Source organism: Bacillus sp. VA13, from assembly GCF_055710085.1.
Genome location: NZ_JBVQPP010000003.1, coordinates 283,371 through 298,022, shown reverse-complemented (window position 1 = coordinate 298,022; position 14,652 = coordinate 283,371). Strand labels below are relative to the sequence as shown.

Annotated in this window: 15 protein-coding genes and 1 pseudogene; 11 read left to right on the top strand and 5 right to left on the bottom strand. The window is 44.5% G+C overall.

Features of this window, described 5'->3' with window-relative positions; genetic code table 11:
- The first annotated feature begins 180 nt into the window (after positions 1–180).
- The gene (locus tag AC0C66_RS13455) at positions 181–768 is read left to right on the top strand and encodes a DUF4352 domain-containing protein (RefSeq protein ID WP_014113433.1); all 588 of its coding nucleotides are present in this window, start codon (positions 181–183) and stop codon (positions 766–768) included.
- A 93-nt stretch (positions 769–861) separates the two neighbouring features.
- Positions 862–1,479 carry an NUDIX hydrolase gene (locus AC0C66_RS13450; protein ID WP_072182425.1) on the top strand — a complete coding sequence of 206 codons (618 nt, stop codon included), beginning with the start codon at positions 862–864 and terminating at the stop codon, positions 1,477–1,479.
- Positions 1,480–1,511: 32 nt separating this feature from the next.
- On the opposite strand, the gene AC0C66_RS13445 is transcribed toward AC0C66_RS13450, so the two are convergent.
- Positions 1,512–1,790 (bottom strand): hypothetical protein, encoded by a 279-nt coding sequence (locus tag AC0C66_RS13445; protein WP_061187251.1) that lies wholly within the window; start codon positions 1,788–1,790, stop codon positions 1,512–1,514.
- A gap of 391 nt (positions 1,791–2,181) precedes the next feature.
- Here AC0C66_RS13445 and AC0C66_RS13440 point away from each other — a divergent pair.
- Together AC0C66_RS13440 and AC0C66_RS13435 are read left to right on the top strand one after the other, a co-directional pair.
- Positions 2,182–2,726, top strand: a pseudogene (locus AC0C66_RS13440) (cytochrome P450).
- A 22-nt stretch (positions 2,727–2,748) separates the two neighbouring features.
- Positions 2,749–3,927 (top strand): glycosyltransferase, encoded by a 1,179-nt coding sequence (locus tag AC0C66_RS13435; protein WP_061187253.1) that lies wholly within the window; start codon positions 2,749–2,751, stop codon positions 3,925–3,927.
- A 41-nt stretch (positions 3,928–3,968) separates the two neighbouring features.
- On the opposite strand, the gene AC0C66_RS13430 is transcribed toward AC0C66_RS13435, so the two are convergent.
- Positions 3,969–4,157: a DUF8096 family protein gene (locus AC0C66_RS13430; RefSeq protein ID WP_014113438.1), complete on the bottom strand. Its 189-nt coding sequence runs from the start codon at positions 4,155–4,157 to the stop codon at positions 3,969–3,971.
- Positions 4,158–4,330: 173 nt separating this feature from the next.
- On the opposite strand from AC0C66_RS13430, the gene AC0C66_RS13425 reads away from it, so the two are divergent.
- Positions 4,331–5,143, top strand: a complete 813-nt coding sequence (locus AC0C66_RS13425) for a uroporphyrinogen-III synthase (protein ID WP_072182427.1) — start codon at positions 4,331–4,333, stop codon at positions 5,141–5,143.
- 45 nt (positions 5,144–5,188) lie between these two features.
- Here AC0C66_RS13425 and AC0C66_RS13420 read toward each other — a convergent pair whose 3' ends face one another.
- The 3 genes from AC0C66_RS13420 to AC0C66_RS13410 all read right to left on the bottom strand — a co-directional run bounded on the left by AC0C66_RS13420 (position 5,189) and on the right by AC0C66_RS13410 (position 7,786).
- Positions 5,189–5,941 carry an ABC transporter permease gene (locus AC0C66_RS13420; RefSeq protein WP_072182428.1) on the bottom strand — a complete coding sequence of 251 codons (753 nt, stop codon included), beginning with the start codon at positions 5,939–5,941 and terminating at the stop codon, positions 5,189–5,191.
- Positions 5,941–6,693: an ABC transporter ATP-binding protein gene (locus tag AC0C66_RS13415; protein ID WP_072182429.1), complete on the bottom strand. Its 753-nt coding sequence runs from the start codon at positions 6,691–6,693 to the stop codon at positions 5,941–5,943. Before AC0C66_RS13415 ends, AC0C66_RS13420 begins: the two co-directional genes overlap by 1 nt.
- 118 nt (positions 6,694–6,811) lie before the next feature.
- Positions 6,812–7,786 (bottom strand): DMT family transporter, encoded by a 975-nt coding sequence (locus AC0C66_RS13410; protein WP_072182430.1) that lies wholly within the window; start codon positions 7,784–7,786, stop codon positions 6,812–6,814.
- A 131-nt stretch (positions 7,787–7,917) separates the two neighbouring features.
- On the opposite strand from AC0C66_RS13410, the gene AC0C66_RS13405 reads away from it, so the two are divergent.
- From AC0C66_RS13405 to allD, 6 genes are all read left to right on the top strand, one after another.
- On the top strand, positions 7,918–8,415 hold the full coding sequence (locus tag AC0C66_RS13405) for a cupin domain-containing protein (RefSeq protein ID WP_014113443.1): 498 nt from the start codon (positions 7,918–7,920) through the stop codon (positions 8,413–8,415).
- A gap of 391 nt (positions 8,416–8,806) precedes the next feature.
- Positions 8,807–9,229, top strand: a complete 423-nt coding sequence (locus AC0C66_RS13400) for a DUF1641 domain-containing protein (protein WP_003239166.1) — start codon at positions 8,807–8,809, stop codon at positions 9,227–9,229.
- Between the two features lie 39 nt (positions 9,230–9,268).
- Positions 9,269–10,447 carry an NAD(P)/FAD-dependent oxidoreductase gene (locus tag AC0C66_RS13395; RefSeq protein WP_003239165.1) on the top strand — a complete coding sequence of 393 codons (1,179 nt, stop codon included), beginning with the start codon at positions 9,269–9,271 and terminating at the stop codon, positions 10,445–10,447.
- Between the two features lie 199 nt (positions 10,448–10,646).
- Entirely contained in the window at positions 10,647–12,068 is a 1,422-nt protein-coding gene (gene uxaC / locus AC0C66_RS13390) for a glucuronate isomerase (RefSeq protein WP_072182432.1), read from the top strand.
- 82 nt (positions 12,069–12,150) lie between these two features.
- Positions 12,151–13,530, top strand: coding sequence for an MFS transporter (locus AC0C66_RS13385; protein ID WP_061187261.1), 1,380 nt, complete (start codon positions 12,151–12,153; stop codon positions 13,528–13,530).
- Between the two features lie 108 nt (positions 13,531–13,638).
- Positions 13,639–14,652: an ureidoglycolate dehydrogenase gene (gene allD, locus AC0C66_RS13380; RefSeq protein ID WP_461845707.1), complete on the top strand. Its 1,014-nt coding sequence runs from the start codon at positions 13,639–13,641 to the stop codon at positions 14,650–14,652.

Sequence of the window (14,652 nt, the reverse complement as noted above, 5' to 3'; positions counted from 1 at the left end):
AAATGATATGCCATCACCGGCCTGTCCAGTATTTTTTCCAGTAAAGGATAAATATCTATGTCATTGGCTGACCTATACTATGAATGGATATGATAGAGTAATTTGTTACTTTGTTCCCTGTTAAGAAAAGGAAAAGCGTGATTATAATAGAAAACGATTACTTTAGATGGAGGAACAGCAATGAAAAAAGCATTATTCATTTTGTTTGTGCTAACGATTGGATTTGCGCTTTCTGCGTGCAGCCAGTCCAGTGATGCGTCAGCTGAGCAAAAGACAGAAAAGAAAGAAGCAACAGCAACGGAAAAGAAAACAGAGGAAAAAGAAATCAAAACGGATGAAAAAGTGCATAAAGTAGGCGAAACTTTTAAAGCTTCCAGCACAAATTTCTCGGTCAATAAAGTATATACGACGGCAGAACAAGGCGAGTATAAGACAAAAATTGGCGACAAAGAAAAAACAATAAATAATAATGAAGAATTTTTAATAGCTGAGGTAACGATCGAAAATACAAGCGACAAGTCTTTCAATTATACGAGTGGCGGTTTTGAATTGAAAGACAGCAAAGATCAATCGATCAGAGCCAACATAGTATCTACTGCTGACCTGAAAACAAGCCTTAAATCAGGAAAGTTAGCCTCGGGTAAAAAGGTAACAGGCACAGTCAGTTTCGTGATTCCAAAAGGAGAAAAAAACCTTAATCTGTCATATAATCCATCATTTTTAAATTTTGAAACAGAGGATATTACATATTTCGTAAAACTGAATTAAGGTATCTTTTGAGCATGTCACCGGAAAATCGGAGCATGCTTTTTTTATTTTAAAAGAGATTGATAGTATAAAATGGTAGTGAGGTGATCAATTATGCAAACCAAATGGCTAGAACGTGCACAGCGGATTCGGGCAATCGCACAAGCGGGGCTGGCTTTTTCCAAGGATGTGTATGACAGGGAAAGGTACGAAGAGCTGATGAAGCTCAGCGTAGAGATGATGGCGGATTACTCTCAGACGGAAATTGAAGTTATCACTGATTTATGGAAGGGCGAGATAGGCTATCCGACACCGAAAGCGGATGTTCGCGGAGCAGTATTTCGAGAGAATCAGATTTTGCTTGTTCGGGAGAAGCATGATGAGCTGTGGTCACTGCCGGGCGGGTTTTGCGAGATTGGTTTATCACCGGCTGAAAACGTGATCAAAGAAATCAAAGAAGAGTCGGGTTACGATACTGAACCGTCCCGATTGCTGGCCGTGCTAGACAGCCATAAACACCCTCATCCGCCTCAGCCATATCATTACTATAAGATATTCATTGAATGCAGCATAACAGGCGGGCAGGGGGAAACAGGAATTGAGACGAACCATACCGCTTTTTTTCCGGAAGACAGGCTCCCGCCGCTTTCTCCAAAACGAAACACACCTTCACAGCTCAGCATGCTGTTTGACTTTTTGCGCCATCCAGAAAAGAATACGATATGTGACTAAACAAAGAAAGAGCCCGGAAGGCTCTTTCTTTTTTATAGCGCAATATGTTTTTCATTGGCGAGTTTCAGAAGGGTCAAAATAGAATCGGCTTGTTTATGGCCGAGTTTTTGCTTTAATTTGTTTTCTTCAACTAATCGGCTGCCGTAAATCTCGACAGAGGCTTTGTCAACGACAGTATGCCAGTTTTCCTGCTTTTTTCCCTCAACAAGCGGTTTTTCATGTCTCTCAGAAAAAGAGAACACAAACAATACAAATGCAAGTGAAAGTAGGATGCCGACAACTTGTTTTTTGAAATCAGTCTGTGCTGCCATGTTGTTCTCTCCTTCACCTTTTACCTTTTATTTAATCATAGAATCAGCTTGCTTTATATAATGGAAAAGTCATTTTTTTAGGTTAGTGCTATTGGTTGGAAATAGGGGTATTTTCTGATTGGAGCGGTGCAATTGAATGCATATTGGATTTGCGTGCTTATGCCTAAGGTCACGTTGTGAGCCAAAACAGCAGTGCAGAATAGAAAAAAATTGAAAGATTATGGTAAGATGAACGAAATTCGAGGGGGAATATATGATGCCTGCATCGAACATCGTGATCGCCTGCCTGCTGTTATCAATTTGATTATATTTGGTAGTCCCTCTCTTTTTCGAAAGCGAGAGGTGAAATGGAACGTCAATTGCTGAATTCTTTCAAGGGGAGTGACAATGCATGAATGTGTTAAACCGCCGGCAAGCCTTGCAGCGAGCGCTGCTCAATGGAAAAAACAAACAGGATGCTTATCATCCGTTTCCATGGTACGAATCGATGAGAAAGGATGCGCCTGTTTCCTTTGATGAAGAAAACCAAGTGTGGAGCGTTTTTCTTTATGATGATGTCAAAAAAGTCATTGGGGATAAAGAGCTGTTTTCCAGTTATATGCCGCAGCAGTCGAGCTCTATTGGAAATTCCATCATTAACATGGACCCACCGAGGCATACGCAAATCCGTTCTGTAGTGAATAAAGCCTTCACGCCGCGTGTGATGAAACGAAGTTTGACAGGGCACACCTGTTTGATATTCACCGCCATCCTAATCCGCATATCGCGTTTGGACACGGCATCCATTTTTGTCTTGGGGCACCGCTTGCCCGTCTTGAAGCAAAGATCGCGTTAACGTCTTTGATTTCTGCTTTTCCTCATATGGAAAGCGTCAGTATCACTCCGATTGAAAACAGCGTGATATACGGATTAAAGAGCTTCCGTGTGAAAATTTAATAGATAAGGAGACTGGAGATTCATGAAAAAGCACCATATTTCGATGATCAATATCCCGGCGTACGGGCATGTCAATCCTACGCTTGCATTAGTGGAAAAGCTTTGTGAGAAAGGGCATCGTGTCACGTATGCGACGACTGAGGAGTTTGCGCCCGCTGTTCAGCAAGCCGGTGGAGAAGCATTGATCTATCATACATCCTTGAATATTGATCCTAAGCAAATCAGGGAGATGATGGAAAAGAATGACGCGACGCTCAGTCTTTTGAAAGAATCACTCAGCATTCTGCCGCAGCTTGAGGATTTATATAAGGATGATCAGCCTGATCTGATCATTTATGATTTTGTCGCGCTGGCTGGAAAATTGTTTGCTGACAAGCTTAATGTGCCGATCATTAAGCTCTGTTCGTCATATGCCCAAAATGAATCCTTTCAGCTCGGAAATGAAGACATGCTGAAAAAAATAAGAGAAGCAGAGGCTGAATTTAAAGCCTACTTGGAGCAAGAGCAATTGCCGGCTGTTTCATTTGAACAATTAGCTGTGCCGGAAGCTTTAAATATTGTCTTTATGCCGAAATCCTTTCAGATTCAGCATGAGACGTTCGATGACCGTTTCTGTTTTGTCGGCCCATCCCTTGGAAAACGGACGGAACAAGATAGTTTGAAAATTGAAAAGGGTGATCACCCGCTTATGCTGATTTCATTGGGAACGGCGTTTAACGCCTGGCCGGAATTTTACAAGATGTGCATCGAGGCATTTCGAGGTTCTTCATGGCAAGTGATCATGTCCGTCGGGAAAACGATTGATCCTGAAGGCTTGGATGATATCCCTGCTAACTTTACCATTCGCCAAAGCGTGCCCCAGCTTGAGGTTTTGGCGAAAGCCGATTTGTTTATTTCTCATGGCGGAATGAACAGTACGATGGAAGCGATGAATGCCGGTGTGCCGCTTGTCGTCATTCCGCAAATGTATGAACAGGAGCTCACTGCTAAGCGTGTCGATGAATTAGGCCTTGGTGTTTATTTGCCGAAAGAGGACGTTAGTGTTTCCAAGCTACAGGAAGCAGTGCAGGCCGTATCCAATGATCAAGAGGTGCTCAGCCGCGTCAAGAATATGCAGAAGGATGTAAAAGAAGCAGGCGGAGCGGAGCGTGCGGCAGCTGAGATTGAAGCGTTTATGAAAAAATCCGCTGTACCGCAGTAAATCACAAAGACCGAAATCAAAAATTAGATTTCGGTTTTTTGTTAAATATTTTTTTTCATCCCGCATCTCCGGCATTCTCTAAGAAATTTTCCGCCTTTTACAGAGCTTTTGAACAGTGTGTAATCACAGTTATCGCAGCGCCCGCTGCGGACGTCCGGATATTCATTGAATTCGTAAACGATCGATGTATCGTAGCCTTTTGTTTCATATTCTTCTTTTTTTGTTTCCATGGCGATCCCCCGTTAGCAAACGTATCTGCTGTCTATATTACAGCAAGCTTCAGGTGTATTCAAATGGATTTTAGAGGCTTGGGTTTATCTTGATTTCTCCCTTGGTTTGCGCCACAATAGCTTTATTAAACTTGTATACATAAAAAGCCTATGCAAAGAGGAGAGAAACGGGTATGGGAAAAGGGTTACATGGAAAGCGCGTGGCAATCGGGGGCTCCCGAAAAACGGAAGAAATCAGCACGATCATTGAAAAACAGGGCGGAACTCCTGTCATCCGGCCTCTCCAAGGCACGGTTTACTTAGCAGAGAAGCAGGTGGAGCCGGATTTGCGGACGTTTGTGGAGGAAAAAGCTGACTGGGTTATTTTCACGACAGGCATCGGCACGGAGACTCTTGTCGATATGGCAGAGAAAATCGGTCTGAAAGATGAGTTTCTGCAGGCCATTCGCCAAGCGAAAGCGGCATGCCGAGGATACAAAACGCTGGCTGCGCTGAAAAAGCTTGGGATCACCCCGGAAGCTTCAGATGAAGACGGGACAACAAGAGGTTTAATCCGTTCCTTGGAACCTCACGACTTTTCAGGAAAAACAGTCATGGTGCAGCTTCATGGAGAAAAAGCACCGGTCCTCATGGCATTTCTTGAAGAAAAGGGCGCGTCTGTCCTGCCGATTCTGCCTTATCAGCACATCCCGCCAGAGGAGGAAACGGTGGAGCGGTTATGCCGGGAGCTGATGAACGGTGAGATCGACGCCGTTTGTTTTACAACGGCAATTCAGGTTCGTTCCCTGTTTGATTTTGCCAAGGGGCACGGCTATATTAATGAAGTGAAGGCTGTATTCGAAGAGCGCGCCATCGCTGCGGCTGTCGGAAAAGTGACTGCTGAAGCACTGCGGGAAGAAGGCATCACGAGACTGCTTGCGCCGGAGATTGAGCGGATGGGCGCGATGATTGTTGAGCTGTCCAAGTATTATGAAGAAAAGGAATAACCAGTACAAAAAGCCGCTTTCCAAGGGAAAAGCGGCTTTTGTCTGTCATCCATTCAGCTTCAGCTGCTGATGCGCGGTGAATAATGTCGGGTATGTCAGCACGCTTAAAATCACACATGTCAGCGCCGCTGACGCCATCGTTGTAAACACGATTAAGAGCTGAAAGCGAACCGCCTGAATCGGGTCCGCGCCTGCTAAAATCTGGCCTGTCATCATGCCTGGAAGCTGAACAAGCCCCAGTGTTTTCTGGCTTTCCAGCGTCGGGATCATACTCATTTTCATCGCAGAAGTAAGAATACGCTGTATAGATTGCTTCGGTGTGCCTCCAAGAGACAATATTAATTGAATTTCTTCTTTGCGAACTTCGACTTCTGAGCTGAGCCGGTTTAAAAACAGACTCGAGAGCACCATTGAATTTCCGATGACCATTCCGCTGATCGGAATGACATATCGGGCCGTAAGCGGGATGATATGAAGAGACAGCAGAATTCCCTGCGTTACAATTTCTACAATCGCTAACGCGGCGAACACTCTCCAAAACGAGCCGATTGTATTTTTCTTTCGTTTGATGACATTTTGCGCCGCCACCGCCAGCATTAACAGCACCATCAGCAGGATAAAAACGGGATGGTCTCCGCGGAAAATCAGCGACAGTACATAACCAATGATAAGCAGCTGTACCGCGGCCCGGATGGTGGCGATGATCATGTCTTTTTCTACGCCTGCTTTAAAGGATTTTGATAAAAACAAGGCGATCAAAACAAAGATCATCGTTAAAGAGAGGGAAAGGTAATCCATTACCGAGTGCCTCCCTTCAAAAAGTCTCTCGCTGCTTCATGTTGCGGATTGGAGAAAAATGTTTCGGTTGCTGCAGTTTCCAGAAGCCGTCCATCCGCCATAAACCAAATGGTATCGGCAACTCGTTTTGCCTGCTCCATATTATGAGTCACCCACATGACCGTCCATTTTTTCTCTTGATGCTGACGTTTGATCAGCTTTTCAATTTCAAGAGCAGAAACCGGGTCCAAGGCCGACGTGATTTCGTCTAATAATAGAATAGAGGAAGGATTTGCGAGCGTTCTGGCTAGTGACAGCCTTTGCCGCTGTCCGCCCGATAAGTCCTTGGCGCTTCTGTCTAACAGCTCTTGCGGGAGCCCTGTAAGAGAAGCGAGCTCTTCAGGGGAGTACAGCTGTGATTGGTGAAGCCTTTGGACCAGACTTAGATTATCACGCACTGTCCCGTCGAGGACGGGCGCCGATTGAAATGCGAGGGCTGCCGTTCGCCTCAGCTCATTGACATTCCATTCTCGGACTTCCTTTCCGTATATATTTACTTCGCCGCTGTCAGGCGTTCTCATTAAATTGCACATGGACAGGAGGGTGCTTTTGCCTGAACCGGAAGGACCTAAAACGGCCACGATTGTGCCCTGTTGAATGTCTCCGGTGACATCCTGCAATACATCATAGGTTTGTCCGTCTTGTTCATAGCTTTTTTTGACTGATCTGAAGGAGATGGCTGGTTTGTATTGTGTTTGATTGTTTGCTTCCATTACAATAATCACCTTTCAGTAAAGTAGGCTTATACTATATTTAACTATAACGTGAAACAGATGCCTTTTGGTAGCAAAAATAAAGGAGAACAGGCTTTCACCCGTTCTCCGGCAGATGCTACGCGGTCAGATTTGACTGTGTTTTCTTTTTCGGTTTTCCCGGCTGTGAAGCGAAGGTATGTAACACCATCCCCGCTATAATAATGAATAAACCGGCAAATGATAAAAGAGATGGGAAAACGCCTGACAGCAGAACAATTTCACCAAGCAGCGCGAAAATCACTTCACCGGATTGAGTTGCTTCAACGGCTGCGAGTTTTTGCGGATTGTCTCTTACCATATCAGTGGCCCAGAAAAATAAAACGGTCGCAATGATGCCTGAGCTGACGGCCACGATAAAGGATTGAACGGTTTGCCCTGCTGTCGGAAGGCCGTCTGACCACCAGCCGTAAGCTGCTACTATAAGCCAGAATGGAAGGCTTGCCAAGGTCATCCCCAGCACACGCTGAAATGTATCAAGCCGGCCCCCGTATTCTTCGAGCATTCTCCGGTTTCCTAGCGGATAAGCAAAAGCCGCAATGACAACCGGCAGCACACTGAAAAGCAGCATCTTCCCAGAAAGCGATTCTGCATGCTGAAGCTGTATCAGTGCCGCTCCGATCAGGATGATCACGGAAGTGCCAAGTGAAACAAGGGGAATCTTTTGCCGAACGAGCTGCGGCCCGTCCGGCATGTCTTTTTTGACATAGAAAAATGGAGATAACAGAACACCGGCTACAATTGTGATTTGCCAGGTCCCGGCTACGAGCCAACCTGGACCGTATGCAGCTGCAAATGTGATCGGCGCGTAAAAAAGCACGAAGCCGACAAAGCTCCATTTAATCCAAAAGAACGGCTTTTTCCGCATCTCTTGTAAGAGAGGGGCGAATGTCCCTCTCATGATGACTATCAAACATAAAAACGGAACCATAAAAATAAAGCGCAGCGAAGAGCTCCAAAGCCAGCTGCCTCCGGATAACTCCATCGCTCTGTTTAAAATAAAGGTAACGGCGAAAAAGAGTGAAGCCAATATTCCGATAACGATTGCTTTCATGATATCCCTCATTCTGGCATTATTTTTTTATACTATACTATTCGATATCGCACAGATCAATGGAGTCGTGAGAAAATAAGCATGTTTTGCGAACCGCTAAGTGTGGAAGACAAAAAATGGAGGTGAGATTGTTGGAAGCAAGGACACAGACGTACTTCTTTCAGGATGACGGCAGGATTCCGAATCACCCTGATTTTCCGCTTGTTGTGTATCAAAACGCACTCAAGGACACCGGTCAGGCAGAGCGGATCGTCAACCGGCATGGCTGGTCTAACAGCTGGTCAGGGAGTGTTTTTCCATACCATCATTATCACAGCAATACGCATGAAGTCCTGATTGCAGTTAGGGGAGAGGCTGTGATTCAATTTGGGGGAGAAAAAGGGGCCGCCATTCCTTTCAAATCCGGCGACGCAGTCGTGATTCCAGCTGGAGTCGGCCATAAAAAGCTAAGCTCAAGCGCCGATTTTACCGTCGTTGGCGCCTATCCGGGAGGCGTTCATTATGATATGAAGACGGGAGAGCCGAATGAATGGGAGGAAGCGATGAAACAGATCAAGCAGGTGTCATTGCCGGCGAAAGATCCGATCACAGGAAAAAGAGAACCTCTATTGGGAATATGGGTAAAGTGAAGGGGAGAAAATTGCTGGATTGTCAATAACTAGTGTCGCAGAAATGTTATGACATGGGCTCCATATAAATTAATTTCATAATCGAAGCAATTCACGTTCAAATTTTGTTCAAAAAGTGTTATCATATAGAAGGTAATTGAATTGGAGTTTTTTGTGTTTGCTATTTTCAGAGAGAGTAAAGGATTTTTGACTTATTCAATTGTTTATTTTTGAGATAAAAATAATACTGAATATGGCAAGATGAAAAACTGGGTAGTAAACATTTATTTTTGTAAATGATTGTGCATGAATTCACAATCCTTATTCTTATGCTTTCATGCATGAGACCAGGGAGAGGCACTACCCTTTCCAAAAAAATCTGCAAACTGCTTATAGTAAAGGAGAATTGGATATGCCAGAAACAATCGATCAAACAAATGCGTCTGTCAGCCAAAGCCAGCAAGATCTTATTGATCAGCTGTTAAAGCCGGAAGTTCAAGAATCACTGACCGTTTTAGTTGACCAGCTTCCGAAGCTGACTGAGTTAGTGAATATTTTAACGAAGTCTTATGATTTCGCTCAGTCTGTAGCAACTGACGAAGTGCTAAAAAGCGACACTGTCGGTGCTATCACTGAAATTCTTGAGCCTGTAAAAGAAACAGCGAAAGAAGTAGCTGCGACTGCAATCGAAGCGAAAGACCGCGCGGATGCAAGCAACGAAACGATTGGTCTTTTCGGCCTGTTGCGCATGCTGAAAGATCCTCAAGCTCAAAAGCTGTTCCGTTTTGCTAACAGCTACCTTGAAGTCATGAACGAACGCGAAAACCAAAAATAATCTCAGATTCAAATTGATATAAAGGACGGAGGATATACGATGTCAAAACATATTGTCATTCTAGGCGCTGGTTATGGCGGAGTTCTTTCTGCTCTAACAGTTCGCAAACATTACACAAAAGAACAAGCACGCGTGACTGTGGTAAACAAATACCCAACTCACCAAATCATTACGGAATTACACCGTCTTGCAGCAGGCAACGTGTCTGAAAAAGCGGTTGCAATGCCATTAGAAAAACTTTTTAAAGGCAAAGACATTGATCTTAAAATCGCGGAAGTAAGCTCTTTCTCTGTTGATAAAAAAGAAGTTGCGCTTGCTGACGGTTCTACATTATCTTACGATGCGCTTGTTGTAGGTCTTGGTTCTGTAACAGCTTACTTCGGCATCCCAGGTCTTGAAGAAAACAGCATGGTATTGAAATCTGCTGCTGATGCGAACAAAGTCTTCCAACATGTTGAAGATCGTGTGCGCGAGTACTCTCAAACGAAAAACGAAGCTGATGCAACAATCCTTATCGGCGGAGGCGGCTTAACAGGTGTTGAGCTTGTCGGTGAGCTTGCTGATATCATGCCGAACCTTGCGAAAAAATACGGCGTAGACCATAAAGAAATCAAATTGAAACTGGTTGAAGCAGGTCCGAAAATCCTTCCTGTTCTTCCGGATGATCTTATCGAACGTGCGACTGCAAGCCTTGAAAAACGCGGCGTTGAGTTCTTAACAGGTCTTCCTGTTACAAATGTAGAAGGAAACGTGATTGATCTGAAAGACGGATCTAAAGTTGTTGCCAACACATTTGTTTGGACTGGCGGCGTACAAGGTAACCCGTTAGTCGGTGAATCAGGTCTTGAAGTGAATCGCGGACGCGCGACAGTAAATGACTTCCTGCAATCTACATCTCATGAAGATGTATTTGTTGCCGGTGACAGCGCAGTTTACTTCGCTCCAGACGGCCGTCCATACCCGCCAACTGCACAAATCGCATGGCAAATGGGTGAGCTGATCGGTTACAACCTATTCGCTTACTTAGAAGGCAAAACGCTTGAAACATTCAAGCCAGTAAACTCTGGTACACTTGCAAGCCTCGGACGCAAAGACGCGGTTGCCATCATTGGTGCTAATTCTACACCGCTTAAAGGTCTTCCTGCTTCCTTGATGAAAGAAGCAAGTAACGTACGCTACTTAACACACATTAAAGGACTTTTCAGCCTGGCTTACTAATCCTTTTTGTGGACTCGGGCATTGCCAAAAGCGTTCCTGTCGGAATGCTTTCCGGCAATGTCTTTTTTTTGTTTTTCTGCTAACGTTAACATTTCATTTTCAAAAAAGAGATTGATCCTAGAGGAATATAAAGGTAAAATAAAATTAAATCAAAATGTTAACGTTAACATTTTGAAATAGAATGAAAGACGGTGAGGACATGGAACCCTTTATGGGCGAGAATTTTTTGCTGAAAAATGAAACCGCTGTCAGCCTCTATCACAATTATGCGAAAGACATGCCGATTATTGATTACCACTGCCACTTAAGCCCGAAAGAAATCTATGAAAATAAGACATTTCAAAACATCACGGAAGCTTGGCTGTATGGAGACCATTACAAATGGCGCATCATGAGAGCCAATGGGATTGAAGAGACATACATTACCGGCGAAGCAGCAGATGAGAAGAAATTTATGGCTTGGGCGAAAACCGTGCCGATGGCGATTGGCAATCCGCTCTACAATTGGACTCACTTAGAACTGCAGCGTTTTTTTGGCATTTATGAGATTTTAAATGAGCAATCCGCGCCGGCTATATGGAAACGGACGAATGAACTGCTTCAAGGAGAAGGCTTCGGGGCAAGGGATTTAATCGTAAAATCAAATGTAAAGGTCGTTTGCACAACTGATGATCCTGTCGATTCTCTTGAATACCATCTATTATTAAAAGAAGACAAAGATTTTCCTGTCAGCGTGCTGCCTGGATTTCGGCCGGATAAGGGACTTGAGATCAATCGTGAAGGCTTTCCTGATTGGGTGCAGGCACTTGAAGATGCCACAGCCATATCGATTACAACCTACGATGAATTTCTAAAGGCACTGGAAAAACGGGTGCGATTCTTCCACTCAGCCGGCGGCAGAGTGTCTGATCACGCGATAGATTCGATGGTATTTGCCGAAACGACAAAAGAGGAAGCGGGACGGATTTTTTCTGACAGATTACAAGGAACAGAGGTTTCTTATGAAGATGAGAAGAAATTTAAGACGTATACGCTTCAGTTTCTTTGCGGTTTGTATGCGGAGCTCGATTGGGCGATGCAGTTTCATATCAACGCTTTAAGAAACACGAATACAAAAATGATGAAGAGACTTGGACCTGATACAGGCTATGATTCTATGAATGATGAAGAAATTGCTAAGCCTTTATACAAGCTGCTGAACTCAGTCGAGATGAAGAACAAGCTGCCGAAAACGATTTTATATTCACTTAATCCAAACGATAACTATGTCATCGCCAGCATGATCAACAGTTTTCAGGACGGTGTTACCCCGGGAAAAATACAATTCGGTACAGCATGGTGGTTTAACGATACAAAAGACGGGATGCTCGAGCAAATGAAAGCGTTGTCAAATGTCGGGCTTTTCAGCCGCTTTATCGGCATGCTCACCGATTCCAGAAGTTTTCTTTCCTATACGCGCCACGAATATTTCAGGCGGATCGTCTGCAATTTGATCGGGGAATGGGTGGAAAACGGCGAAGTGCCGCATGATATGGAGCTTCTGGGAAGCATTGTTCAGGGAATTTGCTATGACAATGCGAAACACTACTTTCAATTTCAAGAAGAGAAAGCAAACGTGTAACCAAATGTCCGCTCAGCAACACGATCATGCGTCATCCTGAGCGGACCACTACCCGAAAATTCTTAAGACACAGAGGTGGAAGATGCGAACTGAACTGGCAAATAAGGTTGTGTCGATCGAAACGGAGAAAAAGCTTTCGTTGAAAGAGAAAATTTCCTATGGATTTGGTGATTTTGGCAACGGTTTTATGTTTGATCTCGGCCAGATTTATTTATTAAAGTATTTTACTGATGTAGCGGGAATCCCGGCTGCGATGGCCGGCGGCATTTTTTTAGTCAGCAAGCTGTTTGCGGCGATAACAGATCCAATTGTCGGCTCATCTATTGATTATCGCAAAAATATCGGCAAACGGGGGAAATTCAGGCCTTATCTATTAATCGGCAGCATCGTGCTTGCGGTGCTTACTGTTCTTATTTTTCTGTCTCCCAATGTATCAACGACCGGAAAACTCATTTATGCATATGCATCCTATATGATTTGGGGCATCGGCTATTCATTTGTGAATATTCCGTATGGCTCATTAGGGGCAGCGATGACTCAAAATTCTGAGGATCGGACCTCTATTTCGACTTTCCGCCAAATCGGATCACTTGGGGCTTTGTTTATCACAAGTGTGGCCGTGATGCCGCTGCTCGTCAAGTTTGATAATCCGAAGGTCGGCTACCCGGTGGTCATGGGCTTGTTCGCCGCACTTGGTGTGATTTGGTTTTATATTTGCTACCGCAATTGCAAAGAGCGCATTGTCATATCGGAAGCGCCAAAAGAAAAATTAACACTCTCATCTGTCGTCAAAACATTTATCTCGAATAAACCGCTGTTAACCCTTGTCCTGATGACGATTTTTTCAATTTCCGCATACAACATTAAATCCGCCATGCTAGTCTATTTCGCACAATATAACCTGGGCAATGTTGAATTAATGGCTTATATGAACTTTATTATTATCGGTTCTTCCTTTTTGGGCGTCGTATTTCTGCCAAAGCTCGTCAAGATGTTTGGAAAGAAACGAACGGCAATGATCGGCTTCGGCATCAGTGTAGCCGCGGATCTCATCAACTTTATGCTGCCATCAAACGTTTATGTGTTTACGATTCTAGCCAGTATCGCCTTTATCGGAATCAGTATTCCAAATGGCATCACGTGGGCGCTTGTCTCCGATATTATTGACTATGGCGAATGGAAATCCGGTGAACGGAAAGAAGCAACGACATATTCACTTTTTAATTTCTCCAGAAAGCTTGCTCAGTCATTGTCCGGTTTTCTCTCGGGAATCGGTTTGGGGCTTATTGGCTATGTGCCGAATGCAGTCCAGACAGCACAGGCGCTGATCGGAATCAAAGCGCTTCTGCTTCTGTACCCGGCCATTGCTTTGGCATTAGCGATGATCATTATCGGTTTTCTTTATAAACTCACAGACCAGCAGCATGCACAGATTGTTCAGGATCTTCATCAAAAGAGCTGACAACGTAATATATAGAATATTTAAAATAATTTGTAAATATGATGTGTTTGTAAGGGTTTTCGCTTAGGGGTGCCCGAAGAACTGAAAAGAAAGAAAGGAGGCACTTTATTGAAAACGGTAACGATACTGGCTGAAGAAGCAAAGGAACTCGTTCGGGTCAAGCTGATCGGTGCCCATTTGAATGAACGAGATGCTGAAAAAGTAGCAGATGTCCTCGTGCACGCCGATTTACGCAGCGTACATTCGCATGGTGTGCTGCGAACAGAACATTATGTGAACAGGCTAAGGGCGGGAGGGATCAATCCCGAAGCACATCCTGTTTTTAAAGAAACGGGGCCTGTGACCGGCGTACTTGACGGAGATGATGGTTTCGGCCATGTAATTTGTGATATGGCGATGGACCGTGCAATTGATATGGCGAAGAAAAACGGAGTCGGCATGGTCACGGCCGTAAACAGCAGCCATTGCGGAGCGCTAAGCTATTTTGTGCAAAAAGCAGCTGAAGAAAAGCTGATCGGAATGGCAATGACACATACGGACAGTATCGTTGTTCCATTTGGGGGGAGGTCTCCTTTTTTAGGGACAAATCCGATTGCTTACGGTGTTCCGGCTAAGCATAAGAAACCGTTTATCTTAGATATGGCGACATCCAAAGTGGCCTTTGGGAAGATTTTGCAGGCCCGTGAAGAGGGCAAAGACATTCCTGAGGGATGGGGGGTTGATGAAAACGGAGAAGCAGTAACCGATCCTTACAAGGTCGTCTCACTTTCAACCTTCGGCGGCCCGAAAGGCTATGGACTATCTATTGTGGTAGATGTGTTTTCCGGATTGCTGGCGGGCGCGGCTTTTGGCCCTCATATCGCCAAAATGTACAGCGGCCTTGATCAAAAAAGAAAGCTGGGACATTACGTTTGCGCGATCAATCCGTCCTTTTTTACCGACAGGGATACGTTTTTAGAGCAGATGGATGCCATGCTCGATGAACTGCAGCAGTCACCGCCGGCTGCTGGAGTCGAGAGAGTGTATGTGCCCGGCGAGATCGAGCAGCTGCATGAAGAAAGAAATAAGGAACACGGAATATCAATTGCTCGAAGTGTGTATGAATTCTTAAAAAGCAGGTGA

Excerpts from the sequence above, each read along its gene's own strand:
- AC0C66_RS13455 (WP_014113433.1), top strand. The coding sequence starts at position 181 with ATGAAAAAAGCATTATTCATTTTGTTTGTGCTAACGATTGGATTTGCG.
- AC0C66_RS13450 (WP_072182425.1), top strand. The coding sequence starts at position 862 with ATGCAAACCAAATGGCTAGAACGTGCACAGCGGATTCGGGCAATCGCA.
- AC0C66_RS13445 (WP_061187251.1), bottom strand. The coding sequence starts at position 1,790 with ATGGCAGCACAGACTGATTTCAAAAAACAAGTTGTCGGCATCCTACTT.
- AC0C66_RS13435 (WP_061187253.1), top strand. The coding sequence starts at position 2,749 with ATGAAAAAGCACCATATTTCGATGATCAATATCCCGGCGTACGGGCAT.
- AC0C66_RS13430 (WP_014113438.1), bottom strand. The coding sequence starts at position 4,157 with ATGGAAACAAAAAAAGAAGAATATGAAACAAAAGGCTACGATACATCG.
- AC0C66_RS13425 (WP_072182427.1), top strand. The coding sequence starts at position 4,331 with ATGGGAAAAGGGTTACATGGAAAGCGCGTGGCAATCGGGGGCTCCCGA.
- AC0C66_RS13420 (WP_072182428.1), bottom strand. The coding sequence starts at position 5,941 with ATGGATTACCTTTCCCTCTCTTTAACGATGATCTTTGTTTTGATCGCC.
- AC0C66_RS13415 (WP_072182429.1), bottom strand. The coding sequence starts at position 6,693 with ATGGAAGCAAACAATCAAACACAATACAAACCAGCCATCTCCTTCAGA.
- AC0C66_RS13410 (WP_072182430.1), bottom strand. The coding sequence starts at position 7,786 with ATGAAAGCAATCGTTATCGGAATATTGGCTTCACTCTTTTTCGCCGTT.
- AC0C66_RS13400 (WP_003239166.1), top strand. The coding sequence starts at position 8,807 with ATGCCAGAAACAATCGATCAAACAAATGCGTCTGTCAGCCAAAGCCAG.
- AC0C66_RS13395 (WP_003239165.1), top strand. The coding sequence starts at position 9,269 with ATGTCAAAACATATTGTCATTCTAGGCGCTGGTTATGGCGGAGTTCTT.
- uxaC (WP_072182432.1), top strand. The coding sequence starts at position 10,647 with ATGGAACCCTTTATGGGCGAGAATTTTTTGCTGAAAAATGAAACCGCT.
- AC0C66_RS13385 (WP_061187261.1), top strand. The coding sequence starts at position 12,151 with ATGCGAACTGAACTGGCAAATAAGGTTGTGTCGATCGAAACGGAGAAA.